Here is a 24,987-nt window from a genome sequence, read left to right as displayed (position 1 = left end):
GCGGTTTTCAATCTCGTTCGAAGCGACGCGCTACAACGGTCTGACTTCAATTTATGAATATCAAGAACGACGCTTTGGTAAAGCCTCGCGTATCACTCTGTCTTTAATTTTCTTAATTAAACAGGCGATAAGCTCAGCGGCGGTCTTATATGCGACCTCATTAATCCTTGAGTTCATTACAGGTATCGACGTTACTTATTGCATCGTCATTGTCACTGTTATCGCGCTGATCTATACCGTAATGGGGGGAATTGCCGCCGTTATTTGGACAGATGTAATTCAAGCGGTCATTTTATTTCTTGGTGCATTCATCATCATCGAAGCCGTTTGGAATGGCATGCCACAACCCATGACCGAAGTGATGCAAGGTCTCAAGTCACAAGGCATGACGAATGCATTACAAACTAATTTAGATTTGAGCCAAGTTACCACCGTATGGGCTGGCGTTATCGCAATGACAATGTTCCACACTACTGTGTATGGCGGTAACCAAATGATGGTTCAACGCTGTATGGCGGCTAAAAGTATGGGTGATGCGAAAAAAGCGATGTTAATGATGGGTTATGTTGCTTTCTTCATCTACTTCGTATTCATTCTGTTAGGCGTGTTATTTAACGCTTATTACGATGGTAAAGAGTTTGAAAACGGCAACACCATTATCCTGCACTATGCCAGCGAATATGGTATGCCAGGGCTGATGGGTATCATCGCTGCGGCTATTCTTGCAGCAAGTATGTCAAGCCTAGATTCCGCTTTTAACTCTATGGCTACCGTATCTGTTACTGACTTCTATAAACGCTTTTATAAGAAAAACGAGTCAGAGGAACATTACCTCAAAGCATCGCGTTTCTTCACGGTTATGTGGGCGTTATGTATCATCATTCCAGCCTTCATGTTTGCGACCAGCACCGGCTCAGTTTTAGAAATATTAAGTAAAGCGGGTTCATATTTCGTGGGTGCAAACTTCTGTATGTTCGTGCTTGGCTTCTACTCTAAACATATTACAGAAAAGGGGCTATTAATTGGTGTCGCTGCAGGCTTCTTGGCTATTTGGTATGTTGCTGTTGCGACTGATATTGCTTGGCCTTGGTACTGTGTTATCGGTGTCTTAGTTAATGCTATTGTCGCGTACGCTGCAAGCTTGCTGCTTACCGGTAAACAAACAAAAATGCACCTCTACACAATCAAAGGTCAACAAGCAGAATATGCACGTTTGAACAAACCGCTCAAAGAAGATGGTTGGTATGTTGTTCCGGGTAAAGTCGATGCACCTTGTTGGGGGCTACTCGTCATGTTTGTATTCTCTCTCGTTTTACTTTGGGGGATTAACGAGTTTATTGAAAACGCACCGATGTTGATTAACTTTATCCGAATCTGCTCTGTTATTGTTGCGGCAAGTGTCATCGGTTATATGATTTACTCATTCAAGCGATCTAAGACGTCAAATGAAGTAGAACAAACCAGCTAGAGTTACCCTCAAATTAAACTAGCTCCAACAAAAAAGGCTCACTAGATAGTGAGCCTTTTGATATCTGCTTAACGCAAAGCCGAGGTTTAACGTTGCTTGATTTTCAAACGAATAGTTCTAAAAGAATAGTTTTAGAGCAGCCGTTTAGCTCTGTAGTTTAGAAGAATTCAATCGAGTTACGGCCGCTTTTGTCATCACGTTGTGGCTTAGGCGTATCCGCTTTCTTTTTCGCTTTGTTATCTTTCTTCTTCTCTTTTTTCTCTTTCTTCGGTTCAGCCTTCGCACTCAACATTTCTGCCATGCTTTTCTTAGACTCTTTCTTTTTTGAGTCCTTACTTGGCTGGTCTTTTTTAGCTTGCGATTTTTTAGACTGAGCTTTCTTCGCTTTGTTGTCTTTTTTAGGCGCATCTTTCTTTTTCGGCTTGTCTGATTCTTCCTGTACTGGCTGATCACACACCACTACATAGTATTCTTGATTGAATTCAAAGAAGTCACCATCGTACATTTTACGACGTTTACGAGTTTCTAACTCACCATTAACCGCGACATAACCTTCAGAAATGATGTGCTTAGCTTCACCGCCACCACTCACTAGGTTAGCAATTTTAAACACTTTGTAGAGCTCGATTGGCTGTGATGAAACATCGATACCAATTGCTTCAATCTCAATCTCTTCGCCTTCTTCTCCAAGCTCTTGGCCTTCGTAGTCAGCGTCTTCGTAATGTTCTTGGTCCATGGTGACCTCTACCTAAGTATGTACTTCTGAAATATTGGGCGCAGTGTAATCTTAAAACAACAAAATGACCATGTTGAATTTATAACTCCAACCTAGGAAACGACAACGCAAAACACGCACCGTCCATGTAACTTTCTCCAACCGTGACGTGTGCTTGGTGTCGGTCACACACTTGTTTGACGATAGCCAACCCTAAGCCATGACCCGTTTTTCCCTTATTCCTAGCGGCATTAGCACTGTAAAAAGGATCAAACAAATAAGGCCAATGTTCCGCTTCAACACCTTTACCATCATCATGAACTTCAATGACAAATTCGTTGTCGGTATACCATAATTCAATCACGATTTTGGTATCAGCAAACTTAAAAGCATTCCGCACAATGTTATCCACGGCTCTATTGAATAATTTTAGATCGACATAGAAAGAAGCGGGAACTTTTAATGGAACCTTGATGATATCTAGTTTTGTCTCTTTTTCCCAAATACTACAACGCTCATTTAACCATTCATTAGCATCAATAGGTTGTCTGAGTAACTCAAAGCCACCCCTTTCCAAGCGAGCGTAATATAATAACTCATCAACCATGTCTTCCATTTCTTCCGTATCTGCAAGAATACGAGCTATCGCTTTAGATTGTTGTTGAGTTGGCGCTAAATCACTCAGCAACTCCGCTTGCCACTGAATCCGAAATATTGGTGTTCTCAATTCATGCGCAACAGCATTAGTCAGTGATTTATTACTATTGATTAAGTCCCTTATCTTGTCTGCCATGACATTAAAACTACGATTCAGCGTACCCAATTTTATACTATTTTTCTCAGATGCTCTCTCTAACAACTCACCATGAGAAAATGCAACAGTCGCCATTTCAAGGTTGTTTAATCGCCGCTTGATTCTCAAAACTAAAAATAGGCCACTAAACGCAAAACCAGTTATGGCAAAAACCCAAATAAGCCGGTTTTCAAACTTGATTTGCTTCCTCAGATAGGAATCTTTGTTCTTAGATAACTCATATAACTCATCACTTCCAACCAACCTTAACCAAAGGAAGTATTCGTCATGGTAGTAAACATTTCGGCCTTGTTGCTGAAACGCTTTTCTCACTAATTCGGGAGCGTTATCAAAAGGCATGATTCGTAGGTTCTGCCGAGTCTTGTCCGCATAACTTTTTAATAGATTCTGCGTTTCAAGCAAACCTTTTTCACGGTAAACCACATCAATCAATTCTTGATAAGCTTCTGCTTCATGGTCTCGTAAAATATATTCATAGTCAGTGCTTAGCTTGTAAACAATAAAGGCGTAGGAATATATACTGACTAAGAAAATGACAGTAAGCCCAGCTAGGTATTCAAAATAGATACGTCGCATATTATTTATTCAGCTATCGTTACCAACGTTCTGGTACAAACAAATAGCCTTTGCCTCTTACAGTAATGATCTTTTTAGGTGGGATGGTTATATCATTGAGTTTCTTGCGTAATACTACGATTTTGTTGTCGATAAAACGGTCAATACCATCATAGTCGACACCTCTCAATTCTTGAGTAAGAAAGTTACGAGAAAGTACTTGCTCAGGAGAAGACGCTAACAACCAAAGTAGCTCAAATTCGCTTTCAGCAATTGAAATATCCTGATCTGCATGTCTACAACTTTTAGTCGTTCGATTTAAACTCAACTTACCAAAAACCAACTCATTTTTACTACTCACCTCAGCGCTTATTGAACTTTCAGGAGAGCGGCGCAACAACATTCTCACTCTTGCAAGTAAGACTCTTTGACGAATTGGTTTGCTAATAAAGTCATCGGCGCCAGTTTCTAATGCGGCAACATGGTCAAAATCATCATCACTAGCTGTCAGAATGAGTATTTTCCCGTTAAATTGACTTCGAACTTGCCTGCAAATAGTTAACCCGTCAACCTCGGGGAGCATTAGATCTAACAGCACAATGTCAGGCTGAATCGTTAAAATTTGCTCACATGCTAATGCTCCATCAGAAATAGTGACGACTTCAAAAGATTGGCTTTCAAAGTAATCCTGTAACATCTCTCTTAGGATGGGATCGTCTTCTACGATCACGAGTTTCGGGTTGGTCATAAATCCTTTTCACCATGCCTTCTGCTAGCTTGCGAACCGCTTCTTTATATCAAAATTCAGCACATTCTTTTTACATAGCTTCTATTTATAAAAATAACAAAAACATCTATATAACATATAAATAAAAGATAATGCAGCTAAAAATAGATTGAATACTCTTAATTTTATACTCAAAAAAACCGATTACCTTAACAAGGTAATCGGTTCGATTTACGAGTTTAGCTAAGCGTTGCCTGTTTAGTCATCGTAAACGGGAAACTGTTCAAATGCGCGACGATAGTTTGTGTATTCGTTCGTGCTCCAAAGTCTTAACTCTTCAGGGTCATAGTTGTACACTTCTTTATGAGCAGCGTTCGTTGAACTGGTGTTGTTATCCGCTATCTGATCACCAAAGATTTGTGCCAAATTAAATATACGATCGTGATCTTCATCTTCGAATTTACCAATCGAGTTATTTTTTACCGTCTCTAAGCTAGATTGCGGGTTACACTTACGTTTCATGTGATCTTCAGTGGACTCTCCGTCTACTTTAAATCGTAAACATTTCTTACCATCTACTTCATATTTTTCAAACTGCTGATTAAATATAAACCAACTTGTGGTATCTCGAAGAGCTATAAGCGCCTCTCTATCACCGACGGCAATAATACGAGCTTCGTTGCGATCTCGCGTATTCTTAAACACAGATAGCGCGTTACGGACTCGGTACGGCAAACCGTTCAGTTTCTCTACACGCGCTTTCTGTTCTTCTGTATACAAAGCTCGTGAAGCTAAAGCATTTGCAAGTGTATTACGTGAACTCAACGAGTAATTTGTCCCTTTCCAAGTAAAGTTAATCCCATCTTCGTCGGCATAACTACTATTCGCATAGTTGACATGGATAGAGTCGCTAAACCCAGATACAGAGTCACTCAAACCATATTCATTTGCACGGTTATACTTATTTAGGTTAGCCAATAAGGTTCCAAAGTACGGCACCTTCGTATCTTGGCTGGCTCCCTCAGTCCAATACACAAATGCTTCATTACCACCCATTGAGAAATAACGCTTCATTGGCCACAGGTATGAAGGCGTCGCTTCAATTGTTTCAGTAATGTCTTGTTTGTACTTCAGAACCGTCTCTATGTAACCCCCTTTCCCATCAACAAAAACAGCTTGGCGAGCTTCTGCTCTACCCGTTAAGTCGGATAGATACGTATACAAATGTGAAATTTTGTCTGACATATCAACCAACGCTAAGCTCGAATTCTCTGTTGATTTGAAAGGTGTATCACGTTTAACTAACATCTGCGCTGCTAACAGTTTGTCTGGCCATACGCCTAACAAATCAACAGAAGAAGACGATGTTTGATAAGGGTTATTCGCTTTTAAACTCGCCCACACTTTTCCATCTCGAGTTTCAGAACGAATGACGATCTCGTTAGCTTGGCTTGCTAACATCTGAACTAATTCCTCATCAAAGCAACTGGTTGGAACATCACGATTTTGCGACATGCCGCCTTGGTATGTTAACCAAAGATCAGATAACTTGGCGAAACGATAGCGGTTAGGGACTCCATCCACACCACTCAATTCTTCAAGCTCACACACCTTATCTGGTGCTGTTAGCACTTCTAAGAAGAAATCTGCCGCTAAATTAGCTGCATTGTAGGTATCACAAATTGGACGAACACCTGCAGACAAATTCTCTAATGGAATAGCATTACCTCGAAAATCCACGCAGTTGTTTCCCGCTATTTCTTCGAAAACTTGCCCTTTGTTATTCGTTGTATTTGCGCCTAAGTAACGAGCAAACATGAAGTCAATTTCACCAACATTTTCAACGATATCTCGAATTTGTTGGAACTCTCCCATTCGATATAAGAAGTAATTATATTGATGGTACTGTTCAAATCTCTCACGTCCATTTCTTTGGTTAACCGTGTCATAGCTATCTTTGTATCGCTGAATTCTAAACTCAGTAGCTTCTTGAAGGCTTGTACCTTCATCAAAACGATCACATAACAAGTTAGTGGTCGTGTGTTCATCTGTACAATAGCGATAGCTCACTAACGAATCTGGAATACCATTTTGACCAGCGTTAGCTCTCAAGTGTGCAATAACACCCGTTGGATAAACCTTATAGTCATTAGATAACTGACGGTCATACTCAGCCAAAGAATAGACTTTACGCTTTTGAGCTCCAGTGGCATCCACTACAGAGACATCATCACCCTCGCTATTTGTGTTAACGATGAGCTCATTGGTTTCAACCTGACGAGCATAAGCAAAACGTAAAGCGGCCTTGTCGTACTTACCAAACGTCAGCAGTTCATCAAATATTGATGCACCGTAATCCATGATCGAACTGTAAGCCGCTGGCTTATCAAGGTGCCCAATTTTGCTTTGTGCAAGCTCAGCCTCTGTATAAAAATGGCTTTCGTCCGTTGACCCCATAAAGTTATGACGTAAGCCAAGGTTATGCCCAAGTTCATGAATCAATGTAGATTTAAACATATGCTTTGAAATCGCTTGGCTTGCTAACTTCTGTTGATCAAACGTTAGCTCTTCCCACGTTTTCATTTTGCTTTGATCAGCGCCGGCAAAATAACCACCTTGGGCATAATCTAAGCCCTTCACTAAGCCCTTTGACTGGGTACTTAACCACATCGCATCAACGTTATATACATTCTGCTCAGAGAACCGCTTCAACATATCTTGGCGTTTATAGAATGATTGCAATGCAAGATCTTGATTGCTGGTATCGTATTTGAAATCCAAATCGGCTTCAGGAAGTGAATCGACTAAATTATCTTTGCCCACCAAATTAATTTCACGTTCACTCAACACTGGAACATTGACCGAAGGTCCTCGATCTTCCTCTATCATTTTGTTGAATAATTCGATCTCGGTCGGCTCAGCATTCGATGGTGAAGCACTGCTTTTAGTAGCTTTAACAACAGGCTCAACTTTTGCAATTTCTTGGCGGTTGTAGCGTTTCGCAAGGTCATCCCATGTACGACGACTTGCTGAGCGAATAACGCCTAAGTATTGGTTAACATGCGCATGAATAATTTCACCCGTTAATGGGTTAGTCGCAGAGGGGCCATAGCCAAGTAGTCCGTTGTCTACCGGATCCGCGATCAGGTTGAATACGTTGTAACGTAAGTCACCAGTTTGCACACCCGCTTTTTTATCACTATTAACAATGTTAATGCGAGGAACACCCGTGCCTTCTAATGACTGATTTACCTCTTTCATAGTATCAAGCGTAAGCTGCAGGTAAGCTTCATTGCCACCATCGAAGTAGCTGTCACTTAAGTAGTAATCGATCGACTCTAAATCGGGATTGAATCGGTTAATATAAGAAAAACGAGAACCCTGTACGTTACTTTCACCAGTGTGAGTTTTTACTTCTTTGCTATCGTTGAAAAAACCAAAGTATGCGCTGTCTTGGCCTTGATAATAAATAGGTTCGTAATTTTCACTTGCTAACTTATCGAGCTTAACAAGAGAATAGAAAAAACGTGTTTTGAATGATAAGTCTTTAAGCTCGCCACCAAACTGGTATTGATCTTCCGCTTCTGCAGTAAAGGTTCGTTCTACTTCAACGTTAATTACCCCACCCTCAGGATCGTATTCGTATGAAATTAAACGAGGCTCTGCAGATTCCGTAACATTACTGGAGGTATACCAAGCTCTAATGGTGTCTTGAGATAGTGATTTAATCTCTTCATACTTAGGTACAAAGTGCGTCGCCTGACTCCAAGGTACGTCTTCATCGGCGTTGATTTCTTCTTTATTTGTACACTCGCCGTAGCTATTTTCAGCACAACGATACTGGCGGAATTCTCCAGGAATTTTAAGTACAGGGGCACGGTTTATCTCCGTATCCCAACGACTTTCATCTGTCGCATTGACCTTATCGCGATCAACTTCTTCGACATAAATACCATTAGTTTCATCAAAACGAAGCGTTACTAACTTTGGATCGCCTTGGAAAAAGCCACGCTGAGTCATAGCATAGCGAGGAGCTTCGCCAGTCGACGGCATGTACATCCAAAGTGATTCCGTATCTAAAGATTGAACAGAAATCTCTTCGGTTGGTTTTTCATAGGTGTCATAGGCACGATCTTCGGCCCCACACCCACTGAGGATTGCGGCAATACTTGCTGCGATAATTGCGTGTTTAAACATAATTTACCTATATTTATAATTATATTACATTTTTATTTCTAACTATCTAAATTCAATGCGAACGGAGCAATATTAGAATTGATAGTTAAGCACTGCGTAATAAGTTGTTTTCTTTAAATCGACTAAATCATTAAGAGGATTTGAACCTCTTTCTGGGTTGTAATAACTAATACCGTTAGTTAAGCCCGCAGAAATAGAGACACTTTTAGTTATCTGGTAACCAACCTCTTCACCATGTAATAGAGTTGGATCAAACGTGCCTCCGCTATAATCCCATGACTGTCTAGGCATTACGAAAATGTTAAAATAGAAGTCTTCTGCAAAAACATAATCAAGAGAAAATTGGCTGCTCAATTGGTATTCAATAAGTTGATTACCACCGGCTGTTTTATATTCGTGAAAGTTCTTTCTAAGTAATAACGTATTACTCAATGAAAGCCCCTCAATCTAATTATCGAATGGAGCGCTCCACCTAACTTTCAACCTAGTTCCTAACGTTAAATCGTTCCTCCTTGACCATTTGGACGTCGGCAATATTACTCTCACCTCACCACTCAGTGATGAACCATCAGTTGGTTTGAATAATCCATTACGCCCCCAAGAAATGGATGTATCGTTCCAGAACTGCCCTCTAGTGCCATATTCATCACCATCGGATAAGTGATAACCTGACGCCACAACTTGGAGTCGAGATTTGTCTGAAAACGAATATCGGACAACGCCCGTTGCAGAAGCCGAACGATTTGCTAAAGACGCACTGTCTTCATATCCGTTTCGAGAATAATCAGCACTGATGTATCCAGACCAAGGATTTTCATTGTTTTTGGACTCCCACTCATCTTGCAAATTATTTGCTAGGGCGAGCGAAGGCGCCACCAGCATTAACGCTGGCAACATAATTGACTTATTCATATTGTCCTTCTTAAGTTTTACTTCCGTATTATATCTATCTATGCCTAATCAAATTATGATTGATAGTTTTAGTCATTTTTCTAATTATTTTTAAGCCTGCTTAGCTAACTTCGTTGTTGTTATTTTCTTCCTCTGAGATGGGTGCGTTATTGGAATAGAAGACAACAGAGACTTTGTATATTCTTCTTTTGGATTTTTATAAACATCTTCCACACTTCCAAACTCAATTATTTTCCCTTTCTTCATCACGACTACATTATCTGAAATGTGTTTAACTACCGAAAGGTCGTGCGAGATAAATATAATGGAAAGGTTCATCTCTTTTTGTATTTTTAATAACAAGTTCAATATCTGTGCTTGAACAGAAACATCTAATGCCGATACTGACTCATCGCAAATCAATAACTTTGGCTTTAATGCTATTGCTCTTGCTATGCCTATACGCTGCCTTTGCCCTCCAGAAAACTCGTGCGGATAACGGGTTACGGCGGAGTGAGGTAATCCGATCTTATCGAGTAGATCTAAAACCCATTGCCTTCGTTCTTTCTTTGAACCAATACCATGGATAATAAAAGGTTCTTCAAGTATGCCGCCTACTGTATGCCTCTGATTCAATGACTCGAGAGGATCCTGAAATACAATCTGCATTTCTCTACGAAGTGGGCGCATTTTTTTCGTGCTGAAATGGGTAATATCAACACCTTCAAAAAAGATTTTTCCTGCTGACGGCTCATAAAGTTTCAGTAATGTTCTGCCAAGTGTGCTTTTTCCACAACCAGACTCTCCTACTAAACCCAATGTCTCGCCTTGGTTGACTGAAAATGAAACGCCATCGACCGCTTTAATTACGTAGCCTTTCTTAAATAAACCTTTACCTGATAAAAAGTGCTGTTCCAACCCTTCAATTCTAATGACTTCTGACACGCTCAACTCCCCTTATATTCTGGGAATTCATTCAAATCAATTGGGTTAATTTGAATGGTTTGTTTTGGCTCAACGTTAAGGTCAGGGATTAAACTCAATAACCTCTTCGTATAAGGATGTTGCGGATGATCAAAGAGCTCAAAAATCTCTGCATGCTCAACAATACGACCGTCATACATCACAGCAACCTCATCGCAAATTTCCGCAACGACTCCCAAATCATGAGTAATAAAGATCACAGCCATCCCGGTTTCGTCTTGAAGCTCTCTTATCAACTTCAAAATTGAAGCTTGAACAGTGACATCTAACGCTGTCGTAGGCTCATCACATATTAAAATATCCGGCTTACAAGCAAGCGCTATCGCAATCATGACCCTTTGTCGCATTCCACCCGATAGACTATGTGGGTACTCTTCGAAACGAAGCTTAGGCATGGGAATTTCTACTTTCTCAAGCAAACCTATCGCATAAGCGAATTTTTCTGGCTTAGACATCTGGCTATGGTGTAAATCAAGAACTTCAACAATCTGTTTCCCGATAGTCTGCACAGGATTCAAGGCAGTCATAGGATCTTGAAAAATGATTGAGATACGATTTCCACGCATTTTATGCATCTCGTGTTCAGGTACATTAGTAAGATCCGTATCGCGATAAACTATCTGCCCCGCAGTAACCTTTCCATAAGGCTTTGGTAGCAAACCCATAATGGACATCGAAGTCACGCTCTTCCCACTTCCAGATTCTCCGACTAAACCTAAGGTTTGCCCCGATTTCACATCAAATGACACACCTTTTAGTATTTTTACAATGCCGTCATCAGTACTGAATTCAGCTTCTAAGTCACGAACTTTTAGCACAACATTTTGGTTCATTAATCATTGGCCCTTAGAGTTTGTATCGATCATCAATAACAGTGATTGGCGGATACGCCTTACCTTCTTTATAAGCCACCAGAGTCTCTTTTTTAACGTCGGTATCTATCCAAAAATTACTGGTATCTAAAATATTGAACATGGCACCAGTCTTCTTTGTCATCGGGTTAGACGGAAACTTAAGCCAACGCCAATGAGCATCGCGTGTATAAGGCACCATGTAGCCAGGTACAATCACGTAAGCTTCTTTTATTTGTCTTTGAATGCTATGAGATAGTTGTTGTTTTCTTTCAACATCAAACTCCGAACTGAACGCCTCAATTTGTTCGTCTAACTCCGGCGAACTGAAGTTTGTATGGCTGTTTGTTTGAGGACGGTTAGCATTGATCGAGTGAAAATATTCTTTATAGGCCGGTATCTCACCTCCTCCCATATTTAAAAAAGCAAGTTGATGCTTCTTCTCTAGAATAAATTTGAACGCAGCAGAACCATCTACTAGGTTGAGATCTAGCTCTAGGCCAGCTAACTTGGCTTGTTCTTTTAGGTAGGCAATTCTTGGTGTCCAGATATTGTAGCCATAGGTGATCTTAAAGCTCAGGCGGACACCTTGATCATTCATACGAATGCCATCAGAACCAATAGCATCGAAGCCTGCAGATTCAAAATAACCAATAGCAAGTTCAGGCCTGAATGGTGGCGCCTCTGCGCCTTCTAAGTCGTACTTACCGTGTCCAAACCCCAAAGCATGAGGTTTCCTAGAATAATCACCTCTTAATACATTTTTGATCATGCCATCGAAATCCGTAGCGTAAGTGATTCCTTTTCGAACATTAATGTTGTTCAACAATGGCATCGAGGTATTAATCCATAAGCCACCAGCGCCTTGAGGCCTTTGATTAAAACCCCAAAATTTCTGAATATAGCCGTTGGCAAAGGGTTCTGAATTTGTTTTCTCATGCCATAGTTGAGGTTGAACCATCGTAAACGTGTCCAATTTTCCTTTTTCAAAGTGCTTTCTGGCTATATCACTATCGCGAATAACCTTGATGCGAAGCTTTTCCACATTAAAGCGATTCTTATAGTATTTATTCCCGTAGCCCCACCAATTATCACCAACATGCGAAAACGTTATGCTTCGGCCTTTATTTACTTTGGAAATGTAATATGGCGACGTTGTTGGTTCTGATTTGAAGTTGTATTTACGGACGAAGTTATCATCCATGCCATCCTGATTTTCGTCATTAATATCAAAAAAATGGTGCTGTGGGCGAGGTTGAACGCCATGACTCGGCATATTGATAAGCGCCATCAGTTCATCATTACTTTTTGGCTCTGCCATCGTGATACTGATGGTGTAGCTGTCGATTTTTTGGACAGCTGTAATGCTGTTAAGGAAAAAATCGTTATACCAAGGATCGATAATGTCTTTCGAGCGATAGTAAGTAAGCATAAACAGGTAGTCATCAGCCGTTACGTTCTCTCCGTCAGACCATTTCGCATCGGGATTCAGCTTGAAATACACTGTCTTGTGATCGTCTCCAAATGCCCATTCATTCGCCAATTGAGGAATCCAGTTGTCAGTGTTTGGATGACGTTGTGCCAATTTAGGTGTGCCATCCATTAAATAGAAACGAATACCAGAGTTCGCATCAGGGCCAACTGAACGCAGTGTTTGCGGGAAGCTAGGCATGAAACTACGTAAGGTTCCTCCACGCTTAGCCTCATCAGAAGCAAACACTGGGTCGTTCCAATTACTGTGCCATTCCAAATGACTCGGTGTTTGTTGCGCTTGAGCTAAGAAGCTCAACAACAATGCGAATAGTCCATATTTGTACATCATCACTTCCTAGTGCTTATCTATAAACTGTATATTTCTTGGGATCAAAGGCCGTTCTTATCGCTTCACCAATAAAAGTAACCATGACTAAAACACCTACAATTGCTGTCACAACGGAACCAACAATCCATGGGGAATCAAGGTTTGACTTACCTTGCTGAAGAAGCTCTCCCCAACTAGGGGTTGGCGGAATAAGCCCTAAACCCAAGTAGTCCAGAGCAGTGAGCGCCGTAATATTTGCTGCAATAGTGAAAGGAGCCAAAGTCACGATCATTACCATGGTATTGGGCAAGATATGGTGAAAAAGGATTCTTGCTGTTGATGCGCCTAATGCCTTTGCTGCCAGCACATACTCTCGAGCGGATTCTCTGTACGTCATGGTCCGCATATACCAAGTAATGCCCATCCATCCGAAGGTCACATTTATTAATACGAACAACATGAAAGTTGGTTGAGCTATCGAAACGAGAATCATAATCACGTAGAGAAACGGCACCATTGACCAAGTTTCAATGATTCGTTGAACGATTAAGTCAAACTTTCCACCAAAGAAACCCATCGCACAGCCAACCGTGACACCAATACTGTATGCAATCACCATGGTTATCAGAGAAAACCCCATTGCTGTACGAAATCCGTAAACCAGCCGAGCCAAAATATCCCGACCAATAATATCTGTACCTAAGTAATGTTTTGTTTGAGCACTTGGTGCATGTGGAGGATATTCACCCGAAAAGTCTTGTTCATACGGGTTCCAAGGCACGATAGGCAAAATCGCAAAATCACCACTATTTTCATCTTGAAGTGCCAATTGGAGTAATCGATAGTTCGCTTCTCCTGACGATTCCAGACCAAATGTCTTACCTGAATAAACATCAGATACAATTGGAAAATAATAATCGCCTTGATAGCGAACAACTAACGCCTTGCTGTTAATCAACACTTCTGCGATTAGTGACAAAAACAACATCGCGGACAAAATAATCAGCGACCAGTACCCACGTTTTATTTGTTTAAATCGCTTGAGTTGCTTTAACGTCAACGGGTTCAATTTAATCATCATCACGCTCCAAATTTCACTCTAGGGTCGACCAATGCAACGCAAACGTCTGACAAGATATTGCCGAGTAATAATATGCAGGCGTTGATTGCGACAATACCCATAACCACTGGGTAATCTCTTTCTACAATTGACTCGTAACCAAGCAGGCCTATGCCATTAATATCGAAAATGACCTCAATTAAGAAAGAGCCCGTCATGAAGAAAAGAAGAGAGTTGCCAAAGTGGCTAGCGATTGGAATTAAACTATTGCGTAGTGCGTGTTTACGAATCGCCTCTCTGAAAGGCAAACCTTTAGCGATAGCGGTGCGAATGTAATCTGACGATAAGTTTTCCATCAAATTATTCTTCATGGTCATGGTTAACGTCGCAAAGTCACCTATCAGGTAACAAAGCAAAGGTAAGACCGCATGCCACAAAATATCAGCAATTTGCTCTGAGAAAGTATTGAAGTCGTCAAAGTCATCGTCAACAAAGCCCCCCATTGGGAACCACTCTAAGTGATAACTGAAAAACGTAATAAGAAGCACGCCGACCACATATCCCGGTAAGGCATAGCCGACAAAAATCATGATTGATGAAACAGAATCAAAAACGCTGCCGTGCTTCATCGCCTTAAAATAACCAAGAGGAATAGAGATAAAATAACTAATGAAAAAGGTAACACCACCATACATAACAGAGACTGGCAGGCGCTCAAAAATCATGTCACTGACAGGTTCGTAGTAGCGCGTCGACTCACCTAGATCAAAATGAACAAGTCGAACTAACCATTCGAGATACGCTTCCGTTACCGGTTTATCTAATCCATAAAATTTATTTAGATCAGCAAGCTGATCTTCAGACAGAGCTGAGTTTTGGCCAACGAGACTAGACGCGCCACCACCGTCCCCCTGAGGCTGCATGTTTGCCAGCATCCTCTCAACAGGACCACCAGGGACAAAACGCGTGATCGCGAATATCAAAATCGTAATACCAAGAAACGTAGGTACGACTAAAGCAAAACGTTTCAGTAAATATGCAATCATTCTAACTAGCCAAATTCCATTTAAAGCAATATTCCATCAATTTAATCAATAAAATAAAGTAGTCAAATGGTTACATTCACCTACATTTGCTTACAAATACATTTAACCTAAAACCATTTAAAATTTTGATTTTGGTACTTAAAATCAATGTATTAATGACAATACAAGAAATAAGTTTTGATTGGGGAAATGTAGAAAAGATTAATTTGTAACCTAGGAATAGAACCATCACGGCAATTCGAACATGTTTGTAAGTTATGTAGATCTGAAGACTTAACGAAATTCAGTGTCTACAAAGAAAAATCGCCTCTGCAGAACAGAAGCGATTTATTGGTATTCACAAGATAGGTGCTAATTCGATGGGTAATCCACTAACCTAAACACCACCGACATTCGAAAGACTCACAAGTTGCTTGGTGTACTCATGCTGTGGATTGCCAAACAAAGTTTCCGTGTCACCCTTCTCTATTACTTCTCCTGCTTTCATCACAATGGTGTAATGACACAAGGATTTCACGACATTCAAATCATGGCTGATAAACAAATAGGTTAAGCCATACTTTTCTTGAAGTGACTTCAGCAAATCCAACACCTGCGCTTGGACGGTTCTGTCTAGTGAAGATGTTGGTTCGTCTAGCAAGATAAACTCTGGTTTAAGAATCAGTGCGCGTGCAATCGCGATACGTTGCCTCTGCCCGCCAGAAAATTCGTTGGGGTAACGGTGACGAGTTTCAGGGTCGAGGTCGACCTCTTTCATTACGTCACAGATGCGTTGATCGAGTTCAGTGTCGTCCAATTGCTGATGTACCAATAAACCCTCACCAATTACCTGCGCCACCGACATTCTCGGGTTCAACGCAGAGAATGGGTCTTGAAATACCACTTGCATACGGCTTCGAAACGGTAGCATCTGTTGGCGGTTTAAGCCTTGAATTTGTTCGTCAGCGTAGGTAATCGAGCCTTCACTTTCAACCAATTTGAGGATTGCCATTCCGGTTGTCGATTTACCAGAACCACTCTCACCCACTAAACCGATGGAGTGCCCTTTTTTCAAGGTGAACTCCATATCAGTCACTGCCTTTATATGCGAAATTGTGCGCTTAAATAAGCCACCCGTAATGGGGAACCAAACACGAAGTTGGTCCACATCAAGTAAAGGCTTACTGTCAGGAGAAACAGGTACTGGTAGCCCTTTTGGATCAGAGTTAATCAGCTTTTGCGTGTAGGGATGAGTAGGAGCATTGAATAATGTTTGGCAATCGTTGCTTTCAACTAGCCGCCCATCTTTCATTACCGCGACTCTATCAGCAATTTTACGAACAATACTCAAATCATGGGTGATAAAAAGCATCGCCATACCCAGTTCTTGTTGAAGGTCATTCAAAAGATCGAGGATTTGCGCTTGCACCGACACGTCCAACGCAGTTGTAGGTTCATCTGCGATAAGTAGCTCTGGTTCGTTGATTAATGCCATCGCGATCATTACACGTTGACGTTCACCACCCGATAACTCATGAGGGTAAGCCGATATTTTTTGTTCCGGGTAACGAATCCCAACCTTTGATAGCCATTCTATAGCCAAGGCTTGCGCTTTGTTGGTTCGCATCCCTCGGTGAATAGATAGAGTTTCAACCAGTTGCTTACCGACTCGATGAAGCGGATTCAATGAAACCATTGGCTCCTGGAAAATCATGCCAATGCGGCCACCACGAATCCCGCGCAACTGTCTTTCTGAACAGCTCAGGATATCGGTGCCAGAGAAATTGATCTTACCGTTCAAGTAATGCGACGAGCCTTTAGGCAGCAGTTTTAAAATCGAGTTGGCCGTGACCGACTTACCTGATCCACTCTCTCCTACTAGTGCTAGCGTTTCACCTTTGTAGATCTCTAGAGAAACATCTTGCGTCACTTGTTCTATCGAATCTTTTCGGCCGAAACCGACAGACAGTTTATCTATGGTCAGAACTGGAGATGCATTAGAAGCCTCTGCTGTTGGCCCTGAAGTAGGAACTGTATTTGAAGTCATAACCTATCCTTACTTCTGTTGATGTGGGTCGAAGGCATCACGCACCGCTTCACCAACGAAGACGAGTAACGTAAGCATCAGAGAAAGTACGACAAAGGCAGAAATACCAAGCCAAGGCGCTTGTAAGTTAGCTTTACCTTGTGCCAAGAGCTCACCTAGTGAAGGTGAACCCGCAGGAAGACCAAAGCCCAAGAAATCTAATGAGGTTAATGTGGTGACCGAGCCAGAAAGGATAAATGGCATCATGGTTAACGACGCCACCATCGCATTTGGCAGCATATGACGAAGCATAATGCGTTTGTCATCAACGCCCATCGCTTGCGCGGCTCTTACGTAATCAAAGTTTCGACAGCGTAGGAATTCAGCTCGCACGATGCCCACTAGACTCATCCAACTGAACAACACCATAATCCCGAGCAACCACCAGAAATTAGGCTCGATAAAGCTAGACAAAATAATCAGCAAGAACAAAGTCGGCATGCCAGACCAGACTTCGATAAAACGCTGCCCGAGCAAATCGATCCAACCACCGTAATAACCTTGTGTCGCGCCAACCACTACACCGACAACACTCGATACAATCGTCAGAATAAAACCAAATAACACGGAAATACGGAACCCATAGATAATGCGAGCTAACACATCTCGCCCTTTATCATCGGTTCCTAACCAGTTCACCGAATCGGGTTCCGATGGCACCGCGCCTGAAATATCGAAGTTTATCGTGTCGTAGCTAAACGGAATGATTGGCCACACGATGTATCCATTGTCTTCGATGAGTTCGATAACATACGGGTCTTTGTAGTCGGCTTCAGTTTCAAACTCGCCACCAAACTCAGTCTCCGAATATTCATTGATAACGGGTACAAACCACTGATTATCATAAGAAACCAAGAGTGGCTTATCGTTGGCAATGATCTCTGCGAACAGGCTCAATCCAAACAAAATGGTAAATATCCAAAGGGAGATAAAACCACGCTTGTTTGCTTTAAAACGTAACCAACGAGCTTCAGCTAAAGGGTTGTTAAACATTTATTATCAATACCTTGTTATTCGTTCGCCATTAACGCGCTTCAAAATCAATTCGAGGATCAACCCAGGTGTAAGTCAGGTCAGAGATAATGCTCAACACCAAGCCAAGCAAGGTCATGATATAGAGAGAGCTGAACACCACTGGGTAATCTCGTTGAATGGTCGATTCAAAGCCAAGCAGGCCAATACCTTCGAGTGAAAACATCACTTCAATCAACATAGAACCCGTGAAGAAAATACTAATAAATGCACTAGGGAAACCCGCAATAATAATCAACATAGCGTTACGGAAAACGTGCTTGTAGAGAATACTGCTCTCGTCCAAACCTTTTGCTCTCGCGGTCACCACATATTGCTTGTTGATTTCATCAAGGAAGGAGTTTTTGGTCAACATACTGAGTGTTGCGAAACCGCCGATGACCATAGCGAAAATAGGCAAAGCCAAATGCCAGAAGTAATCGCCAATTTGTTGATACCAATTCAGTTGGTCGAAGTTACTCGACACTAACCCACGCAATGGGAACCAACTGAAGTAGTTACCACTCGCGAACAAAATAATCAGGATAATCGCAAACAAGAAGCCCGGTACGGCATAGCCAACAATGACCACAGCACTCGACCAAATATCAAAGCGAGATCCGTGATGTATCGCCTTCATGATGCCTAAAGGTATCGAAATCACATAAATGATTAAGGTACTCCACAACCCTAAAGAAATGGAGACGGGCAGCCGTTCGATGATTAAATCAATAACGTTGCCGCCTTTAAACAAGCTTTCACCGAAGTTAAAGGTCGCGTAATTTTTCAACATGTCGAAGTAGCGAACATGAATCGGCTTATCAAAACCAAACTGCTTTTTGATCTCTTCAACCACTTCCGGATCAAGCCCGCGAGAGCCTTTATAGCCACTGGCAGACGCTTGGTCACTTTCGCTTAAATCAACTTCTTGTCCACCACCAGAAAAGCGTTCCATGATTCCAGAGTTATGCCCTTCTAACTGAGCAACGGCTTGTTCTACTGGCCCACCAGGCGCAATCTGAATAATGAAAAAGTTGATGGTGATGATCGCCCACAACGTGGGGATCACCAACAGTAAACGCCGAAATATATACGCGGCCATGCTAACTAACTCCTAACGACGTTTTTCAGGAAGCAAAGCCGCCTTCTCTTCTGAAATCCACCATGTATCAATGCCTAAATCGTATTTAGGTAATACATCTGGACGCTCAAACTTGTCCCACATTGCTACGCGGTATTCACCAACATGCCATTGCGGGATATTATAGAAATTCCACTGCAGTACACGGTCTAGCGAACGACCAAGCGTAAGAAGCTTTTCTGGATGCTGTTGGTTACGCGCAATTTCTTCTGTTAACGCGTCAACCACCGGATCCATCACACCCGCAGTATTGTAAGTAGAATCAATATAGTTAGAGTTCCAAACGATCATTAAGTTCGGGCTAGGATAAGGGTTTGCGGAAAACGATGAAGACACCATGTCGAAATCGCGATCACGCAATCGCTTGATGTACTGAGTCGTATCGATAGTACGAATCTTCATCTCGATGCCCATACGCTTGAGGTTCTTTTGAACCGGCGTTGCGATTCGTTCCGTGGTTGGGCTGTAAATCAACAACTCAAATGACATCGGCTTGCCGGTCTTTTCGTTGGTCATTACTTTGTCTTTCAATACCCAACCCGCTTCTTTCAGCAGTTTGAACGCGGTGCGCATTTGGCTACGAATACGGCCGCTGCCATCGGTGACTGATGGCTGGAATTCTTCAGTGAAGACTCTCGGTGGGATTTGGTCTTTATACTGAGAAAGCAACTCGACTTCAGCTTCGCTTGGTAAGCCCTTCGCTTCATAGTCAGTGTTTTGGAAGTAACTACGAGTGCGTTTGTATTGACCGTAGAACATGTTCTTGTTCATCCACTCAAAATCCATCGCGTAAGTTAACGCTTCACGCACTTTAGGATCAGAGAACACAGGAGATTGAATGTTGAAGACGAAACCTTGAGTCGTTTCAGGCTTCTCGTGGTTGATCTCTTCTTTAATGATGTAGCCTTTATCGAAGTTTGCACCCGTGTAAGAGTTTGCCCAAAACTTAGCCGAGTTTTCGGTTCGTAGATCGAACTCCCCTGCTTTAAAGGCTTCCAGCATTACCGTGTCGTCTCGGTAGTAATCGTATTGCACTTGTTTAAAGTTATTACGGCCCACGTTAACTGGCAGGTCGGCTGCCCAGTAATTGTCATCTAGACCGTAGGTAACGCTTTGACCCGATTTATAGCTGATAATTTTGTAAGGGCCGCTTCCTACTGGTGGCTCACTCAGCGGCTCAGACAGCTTTCTGTCTTGCCAGTAATGTTTTGGCAGTACGCGAGTGCTTTGTGCAAAGCTAAACAGCTTCTCACGGTTTGGCTTGCTCATCTCAATACGCACAACCAAATCAGAGACAGCGGTTACTGATTCAATTTCTTTGTAATACACGCGATATTGAGGCACACCTTCTTTTGAAAACTTCTCAAAGGTAAAGGCAACATCGTGAGCTGTGATTGGCTTGCCGTCTTGGAATTTAGCATCTGGGTTGATGTCGATTTCCATCCAAGAAAAGTCACTCGCGTAGCGAATGCTAGAAGCGATTAATGGATAATACGCATCAATCTCGTCGCTTGGAGAAAACATCAAAGTATCGTAAATTTCGCCTGTGTAGCTAGCTGCAACGCCGCGGGAACCGAATCGATTAAAGCTATCGTACGTACCAATGCTGCCATAGGTCACTTTACCTTGCTTTGGCGCATCAGGATTAACGTAATCGAAGTGAGAAAAGTCGGCAGGATATTTTGCTTCACCAAAACCGACCAGTTGAGTGGTTTCAATAACAGTGACAGCAGGAGTTGATTCGGTATCGGAAGCGTAAGTAACGGAGGGTTGTAAAGCAATAAGCGGCAACATGATGGCACATGAGGCTAAGTTAAACCTGAATAACTGAGTGCGCTGCGAGGCTTTGCGTCGAAAAACTGTTCCCATTTGACTCTCCCTTCAAATGTATAAATTCGTTGTATCGCTATAATATCGGTTTTATACGAAAGTCATTATCAGCTTTGTATGCACGTCGATAAAACAAGTATAGGTTCAAATCTAACATCATGTAATAACTAATAAAACCATCAGCGCTGTATCTCTTACCGTTTATTTACAATTACTCGCCCCTACTCGAAGCAATTGAATGGCACGGTCTAAGAGAAGAGCACTATAATTTGTCTATCTGTTACGGCATAAAGTTCCATTGTTATGGGACGTTCAATTAAACTAACTTTACTGACAAGTGATATTTAGCCCACGAATTGATCAACAATCAGCGCTTTAGTGGAGTATCCTTATCGCCTTGGTCTAAATGGAATGACGCTTTGAACAAACCAAACCAAATAACATTCTCAACATTCAACCTTTTGAACTATCTCGAACCACCGAATGCTTATTATGATTTTGAGAATATCTACAGCTTCGAAGAGTGGCAGAAGAAACAACATTGGATGGCGGAAGCGATTGGTTCAATAGATTGCGATGTGATTGGTTTCCAGGAGATATTTAGCCCGCAGTCTTTAGAGCAATTGATGAAGGAGCTTGGTTACCCGTACTTTGCTGTCGTCGATAGCGCGCATGTTGAAGATGATTACCTGTATACCTCGCCTGTCGTAGGTATCGCCTCTCGCTACCCGATTGAAAAAGTGCAGCCGGTTAAACCCGATTTAGAATTGCTTTCAGCCTTCAATCTTAGTGACAGTTTCTCATTCAACCGAACGCCAGTACACGCCACAATTACCTTACCCCATTTGGGCTCGACTGATTGTTATGTGGTGCACTTCAAATCTCAGCGACCTACTGAACCAAAAGGGCAAACTCCAGATAACGCTGATAGAACTAAAGTCTCGGAAACCTCAGGCAACCAGAAGCCGAAAAGTGACACGTTGACTAGACTTCACCAAGAGCAACTTGGTTCTTGGTTATCAAGTGTCCAGCGTGGTCTAGAAAGCCAGATGCTCCATCAATACATCACCAATCAGCGTTACCAAACTGATCAGCCAGTTGTGTTAATGGGTGACTTTAACAAACCACTGTTTCACGATGAGTTCAAAGGGCTACTAAGTTATTCAATAAACCGAGACGAAAACAGCAAGCATTGGCTTTCCCACTTTCGCTTGAAAGACAGTTGGGATCTCTATCATCAACTGCACGAAGAAGACTTACTAGAGCAACGCAAACCGACCCACTATTACGGTGCATCAGGTTCGGTATTGGACTATATTTTGATGTCCAATGAGTTCGATTGTCAGAACTCATCAAGCTTGATGGAGATCTCTCGCTACACAGTGCTCGACCATCATCTCATCAATCCAAGTTTTGAAAACGATCAATTCAGTACTGACCATGCCATCGTTTCTGTGACCGCTCATATCCGTGAAGCCTAATTGCCCAATTGATATTCGCTTTAAACAGACGTCTCACCCGCTCTTGCTAAAGCAACTCAAATCAAATCAAATCAAATCAAGGCCTAACAAAACAGATCGAAAAAAGCCGCAGTTAAAAACTGCAGCTTTCCACTTTAGCTAAACGAGTTGAGCCAACCGACGCCCCATTTAGAAACCGATTTATCGTTTAGCAAAGTGTGAAACTTAAAAGTTGTATGTTGCACCAACATAAAATGAGTCCAATACAATGTCTCTTTCAACTTTTCTTTTTTGAGCAAAAGCACCCTCGTAAGTTTCTATAGTAAAAGCATCGGCTTCATAACCAAGCCTTAAGCTAAACTCAGAGAATTTTGGCGGCGTGTATTCAACACCTACTCCCAAACGTAGACCTGTACCAGAATCGTCGAAATCCGAACTCGAAGGACGTGAACCATCTGAATATCTCATATCTAGATCGATTGAAGAAAGGCCAATGGTGCCAAATGGACGCACGCCATTATCGAATGTGTAACCAAGATTTGCAGCAACCGAAAAAATTTGAGGAGTCCAAATAAAGCCATCACCACTTAGCGGGTTTTTAGCTACTACATCACCAAAGTCTGTGTACTGCAGTTCAAGTGAAACGATGCGATTAAACTGGTAGCCAGCAATGATTCGGTAAGTGTTATCTTCTGCTTCAAAGCTAATTGGCTCTCTAGATGATTCAAATAAACCACCATCATCAATACCAGATGAGCCGATTGCGCCGCCTAGGTAGAAACCACTGTCTGCTGCTATTACATTGTTTGCTGCAAATGCTGACATCATCGCGATGCTTAGAATAAATTTGTTGTTCATTGCTGCTTGACCTTACTTAGTGCAAATCAAGATTGTTACGCCTTCCACTGCTGCACAATCTTGTTAGAGTTATCCGACACCCCGTCGAATTGGCAAGCAGGTTAATCTCACAGAAAACAAAAAAATAAATAAAAATATAATCACTTTGTAATTTCAAACAACACAATCAGTTAAAATAAAATAAACATCTGAATAATAAGCAAATAAAAATCCATCCATTTCTAGACCAGACCTCCCCTTATTTTTCAAACTATCCGATTTTTATATTTTATTGGTAAGGACTTACGAAGGCTTACTTTCAAGAGTGACGTTATTTTGCATAATCCGTCCGCCTAATTGACATCCCAATACCCATCCCCTCCCAAATGAAATATGAGAAAGATAGAAACACAATGAATAATGAAATCCACCTTGGTGACCTAACTCTTGACGTGACAACTCGGAATGTTACGAACAAACAAGGAAACAAAATCCATTTGCGTCCACACCTGTTTGCAGTGCTTTGTCTATTGTCAAAAAGCCCCGGACAACCCATTCCTAGAAAAGATATAGTAGAAGGCTGTTGGGATAACCAACCCATGCCTGCGCAAGCTCTGACCAATGTCATCTATTACTTGAGAAATGTACTTATTCGTTTAAGAGTCTCAAACATCAAAATTGTTACGATTCCTCGATATGGATATACGCTATTCATCATCCCAAACACCAATGAGTCAGATTGCTTAACATTAGAAAAACACCCTAAAACATCCCCTAATGAACTTTGTTCAGAACTTTCAGGTGAGTAAACCTTAGCTCCTTTTTTGCGTTAATCCCCCTGTCGATGAAAGTGATTACGATCACCAAAAAACGCCCCATCGAAACGTTTCGATGATCGTCATCACACTCTAAGAAAGCGAAGGGTGCAAATGATAAATCACACACTATTATCACTATCGAAACGTTTCGATGGCTTTTTCTTGAGTTGTTCTCAACCCATTAAACGTTATTTTTCGATAGGTCGTGATATGAAAAAAAGTACTCTAATTAATTCTGAACTCTCTTACTTGGTGGCGACTCTTGGCCACACAGATGAAATCACGATTTGTGACGCGGGCTTACCGATTCCAGACCACGTAACTCGCATTGATCTTGCATTGACTCATGGTGTACCAAGTTTTCAACAAACAGTAAAAACCATGTTAGATGAATCTCAAATTGAAGGCGTCGTGATTGCAGAAGAGTTTGCGAAAGTAAGCCCAGAACACCACGCAGCACTGATTGATTTAATCAAGACAGAAGAAGCGCGTTGCGGCAAACCTCTTTCGATTACGTACATCACTCATGAAGAATTTAAGCAGCGTACACATGAAAGTCGCGCGGTTATCCGCACAGGTGAATGCACACCTTACGCAAATGTCATTTTCCAAGCTGGCGTAACGTTTTAGCTCAAGCGAAACGACAGTTCAGCGTCATTGCTGAACCAAACACAATACATATACAGAACAATCAAATACAACTGGCCCCGAGTAAA

17 protein-coding genes and 2 pseudogenes are annotated in these 24,987 nt (G+C 41.7%); 4 read left to right on the top strand and 15 right to left on the bottom strand.

Annotated elements, in window-relative coordinates; translation table 11 throughout:
• Positions 1-34 precede the first annotated feature (34 nt).
• Positions 35-1,468, top strand: a pseudogene (locus tag OCV36_RS19030) (sodium:solute symporter family transporter); the annotation flags it as partial.
• A gap of 157 nt (positions 1,469-1,625) precedes the next feature.
• On the opposite strand, the gene OCV36_RS19025 reads toward OCV36_RS19030, so the two are convergent.
• The 14 genes and pseudogenes from OCV36_RS19025 to OCV36_RS18955 form a co-directional block, all read right to left on the bottom strand.
• Positions 1,626-2,204: an RNA-binding S4 domain-containing protein gene (locus tag OCV36_RS19025; protein ID WP_108111903.1), complete on the bottom strand. Its 579-nt coding sequence runs from the start codon at positions 2,202-2,204 to the stop codon at positions 1,626-1,628.
• 79 nt (positions 2,205-2,283) lie between these two features.
• Positions 2,284-3,573: an ATP-binding protein gene (locus OCV36_RS19020; RefSeq protein WP_135456743.1), complete on the bottom strand. Its 1,290-nt coding sequence runs from the start codon at positions 3,571-3,573 to the stop codon at positions 2,284-2,286.
• 19 nt (positions 3,574-3,592) lie between these two features.
• Positions 3,593-4,300 (bottom strand): response regulator, encoded by a 708-nt coding sequence (locus OCV36_RS19015; protein WP_017074020.1) that lies wholly within the window; start codon positions 4,298-4,300, stop codon positions 3,593-3,595.
• Between the two features lie 237 nt (positions 4,301-4,537).
• A complete protein-coding gene (locus OCV36_RS19010; RefSeq protein ID WP_135456740.1) occupies positions 4,538-8,476 on the bottom strand; it encodes a zinc-dependent metalloprotease in 3,939 nt (1,312 codons plus the stop codon).
• Positions 8,477-8,548: 72 nt separating this feature from the next.
• Positions 8,549-9,388 (bottom strand): annotated as a pseudogene (locus OCV36_RS25490) (hypothetical protein).
• 90 nt (positions 9,389-9,478) lie between these two features.
• Positions 9,479-10,312, bottom strand: coding sequence for an ABC transporter ATP-binding protein (locus OCV36_RS18995; protein WP_081324440.1), 834 nt, complete (start codon positions 10,310-10,312; stop codon positions 9,479-9,481).
• A 2-nt stretch (positions 10,313-10,314) separates the two neighbouring features.
• The gene (locus OCV36_RS18990) at positions 10,315-11,184 is read right to left on the bottom strand and encodes an ABC transporter ATP-binding protein (protein WP_135456738.1); all 870 of its coding nucleotides are present in this window, start codon (positions 11,182-11,184) and stop codon (positions 10,315-10,317) included.
• Positions 11,185-11,197: 13 nt separating this feature from the next.
• Positions 11,198-13,021, bottom strand: a complete 1,824-nt coding sequence (locus OCV36_RS18985) for an extracellular solute-binding protein (RefSeq protein ID WP_135456736.1) — start codon at positions 13,019-13,021, stop codon at positions 11,198-11,200.
• A gap of 16 nt (positions 13,022-13,037) precedes the next feature.
• A complete protein-coding gene (locus OCV36_RS18980) occupies positions 13,038-14,081 on the bottom strand; it encodes an ABC transporter permease (protein ID WP_029224919.1) in 1,044 nt (347 codons plus the stop codon).
• Positions 14,082-14,083: 2 nt separating this feature from the next.
• The gene (locus tag OCV36_RS18975; RefSeq protein WP_135456734.1) at positions 14,084-15,109 is read right to left on the bottom strand and encodes an ABC transporter permease subunit; all 1,026 of its coding nucleotides are present in this window, start codon (positions 15,107-15,109) and stop codon (positions 14,084-14,086) included.
• Positions 15,110-15,485: 376 nt separating this feature from the next.
• Complete coding sequence (gene yejF / locus OCV36_RS18970) at positions 15,486-17,135, bottom strand: microcin C ABC transporter ATP-binding protein YejF (RefSeq protein ID WP_135456732.1); 1,650 nt, start codon at positions 17,133-17,135, stop codon at positions 15,486-15,488.
• A 9-nt stretch (positions 17,136-17,144) separates the two neighbouring features.
• Positions 17,145-18,167: an ABC transporter permease gene (locus tag OCV36_RS18965; RefSeq protein WP_017074027.1), complete on the bottom strand. Its 1,023-nt coding sequence runs from the start codon at positions 18,165-18,167 to the stop codon at positions 17,145-17,147.
• Between the two features lie 31 nt (positions 18,168-18,198).
• Positions 18,199-19,287, bottom strand: a complete 1,089-nt coding sequence (locus OCV36_RS18960) for a microcin C ABC transporter permease YejB (RefSeq protein WP_004730359.1) — start codon at positions 19,285-19,287, stop codon at positions 18,199-18,201.
• A gap of 12 nt (positions 19,288-19,299) precedes the next feature.
• The gene (locus OCV36_RS18955) at positions 19,300-21,195 is read right to left on the bottom strand and encodes an extracellular solute-binding protein (protein WP_135456730.1); all 1,896 of its coding nucleotides are present in this window, start codon (positions 21,193-21,195) and stop codon (positions 19,300-19,302) included.
• 380 nt (positions 21,196-21,575) lie between these two features.
• On the opposite strand from OCV36_RS18955, the gene OCV36_RS18950 reads away from it, so the two are divergent.
• Complete coding sequence (locus OCV36_RS18950) at positions 21,576-22,637, top strand: endonuclease/exonuclease/phosphatase family protein (protein ID WP_135456728.1); 1,062 nt, start codon at positions 21,576-21,578, stop codon at positions 22,635-22,637.
• A 204-nt stretch (positions 22,638-22,841) separates the two neighbouring features.
• On the opposite strand, the gene OCV36_RS18945 is transcribed toward OCV36_RS18950, so the two are convergent.
• On the bottom strand, positions 22,842-23,474 hold the full coding sequence (locus OCV36_RS18945) for a porin family protein (protein ID WP_135456726.1): 633 nt from the start codon (positions 23,472-23,474) through the stop codon (positions 22,842-22,844).
• Between the two features lie 392 nt (positions 23,475-23,866).
• Here OCV36_RS18945 and OCV36_RS18940 point away from each other — a divergent pair, with 392 nt between their 5' ends.
• Both OCV36_RS18940 and rbsD read left to right on the top strand, forming a co-directional pair.
• The gene (locus tag OCV36_RS18940; RefSeq protein ID WP_017074031.1) at positions 23,867-24,262 is read left to right on the top strand and encodes a winged helix-turn-helix domain-containing protein; all 396 of its coding nucleotides are present in this window, start codon (positions 23,867-23,869) and stop codon (positions 24,260-24,262) included.
• Between the two features lie 219 nt (positions 24,263-24,481).
• Complete coding sequence (gene rbsD / locus OCV36_RS18935; RefSeq protein WP_029224920.1) at positions 24,482-24,901, top strand: D-ribose pyranase; 420 nt, start codon at positions 24,482-24,484, stop codon at positions 24,899-24,901.
• The last annotated feature ends 86 nt before the right edge of the window (positions 24,902-24,987 follow it).

It is taken from the genome of Vibrio echinoideorum (genome assembly GCF_024347455.1).
GTDB classification, from domain to species: Bacteria; Pseudomonadota; Gammaproteobacteria; order Enterobacterales; family Vibrionaceae; genus Vibrio; species Vibrio echinoideorum.
The sequence above is the reverse complement of the archived record's forward strand: the minus strand, read 5'-3'. Positions and strand labels throughout refer to the sequence as shown.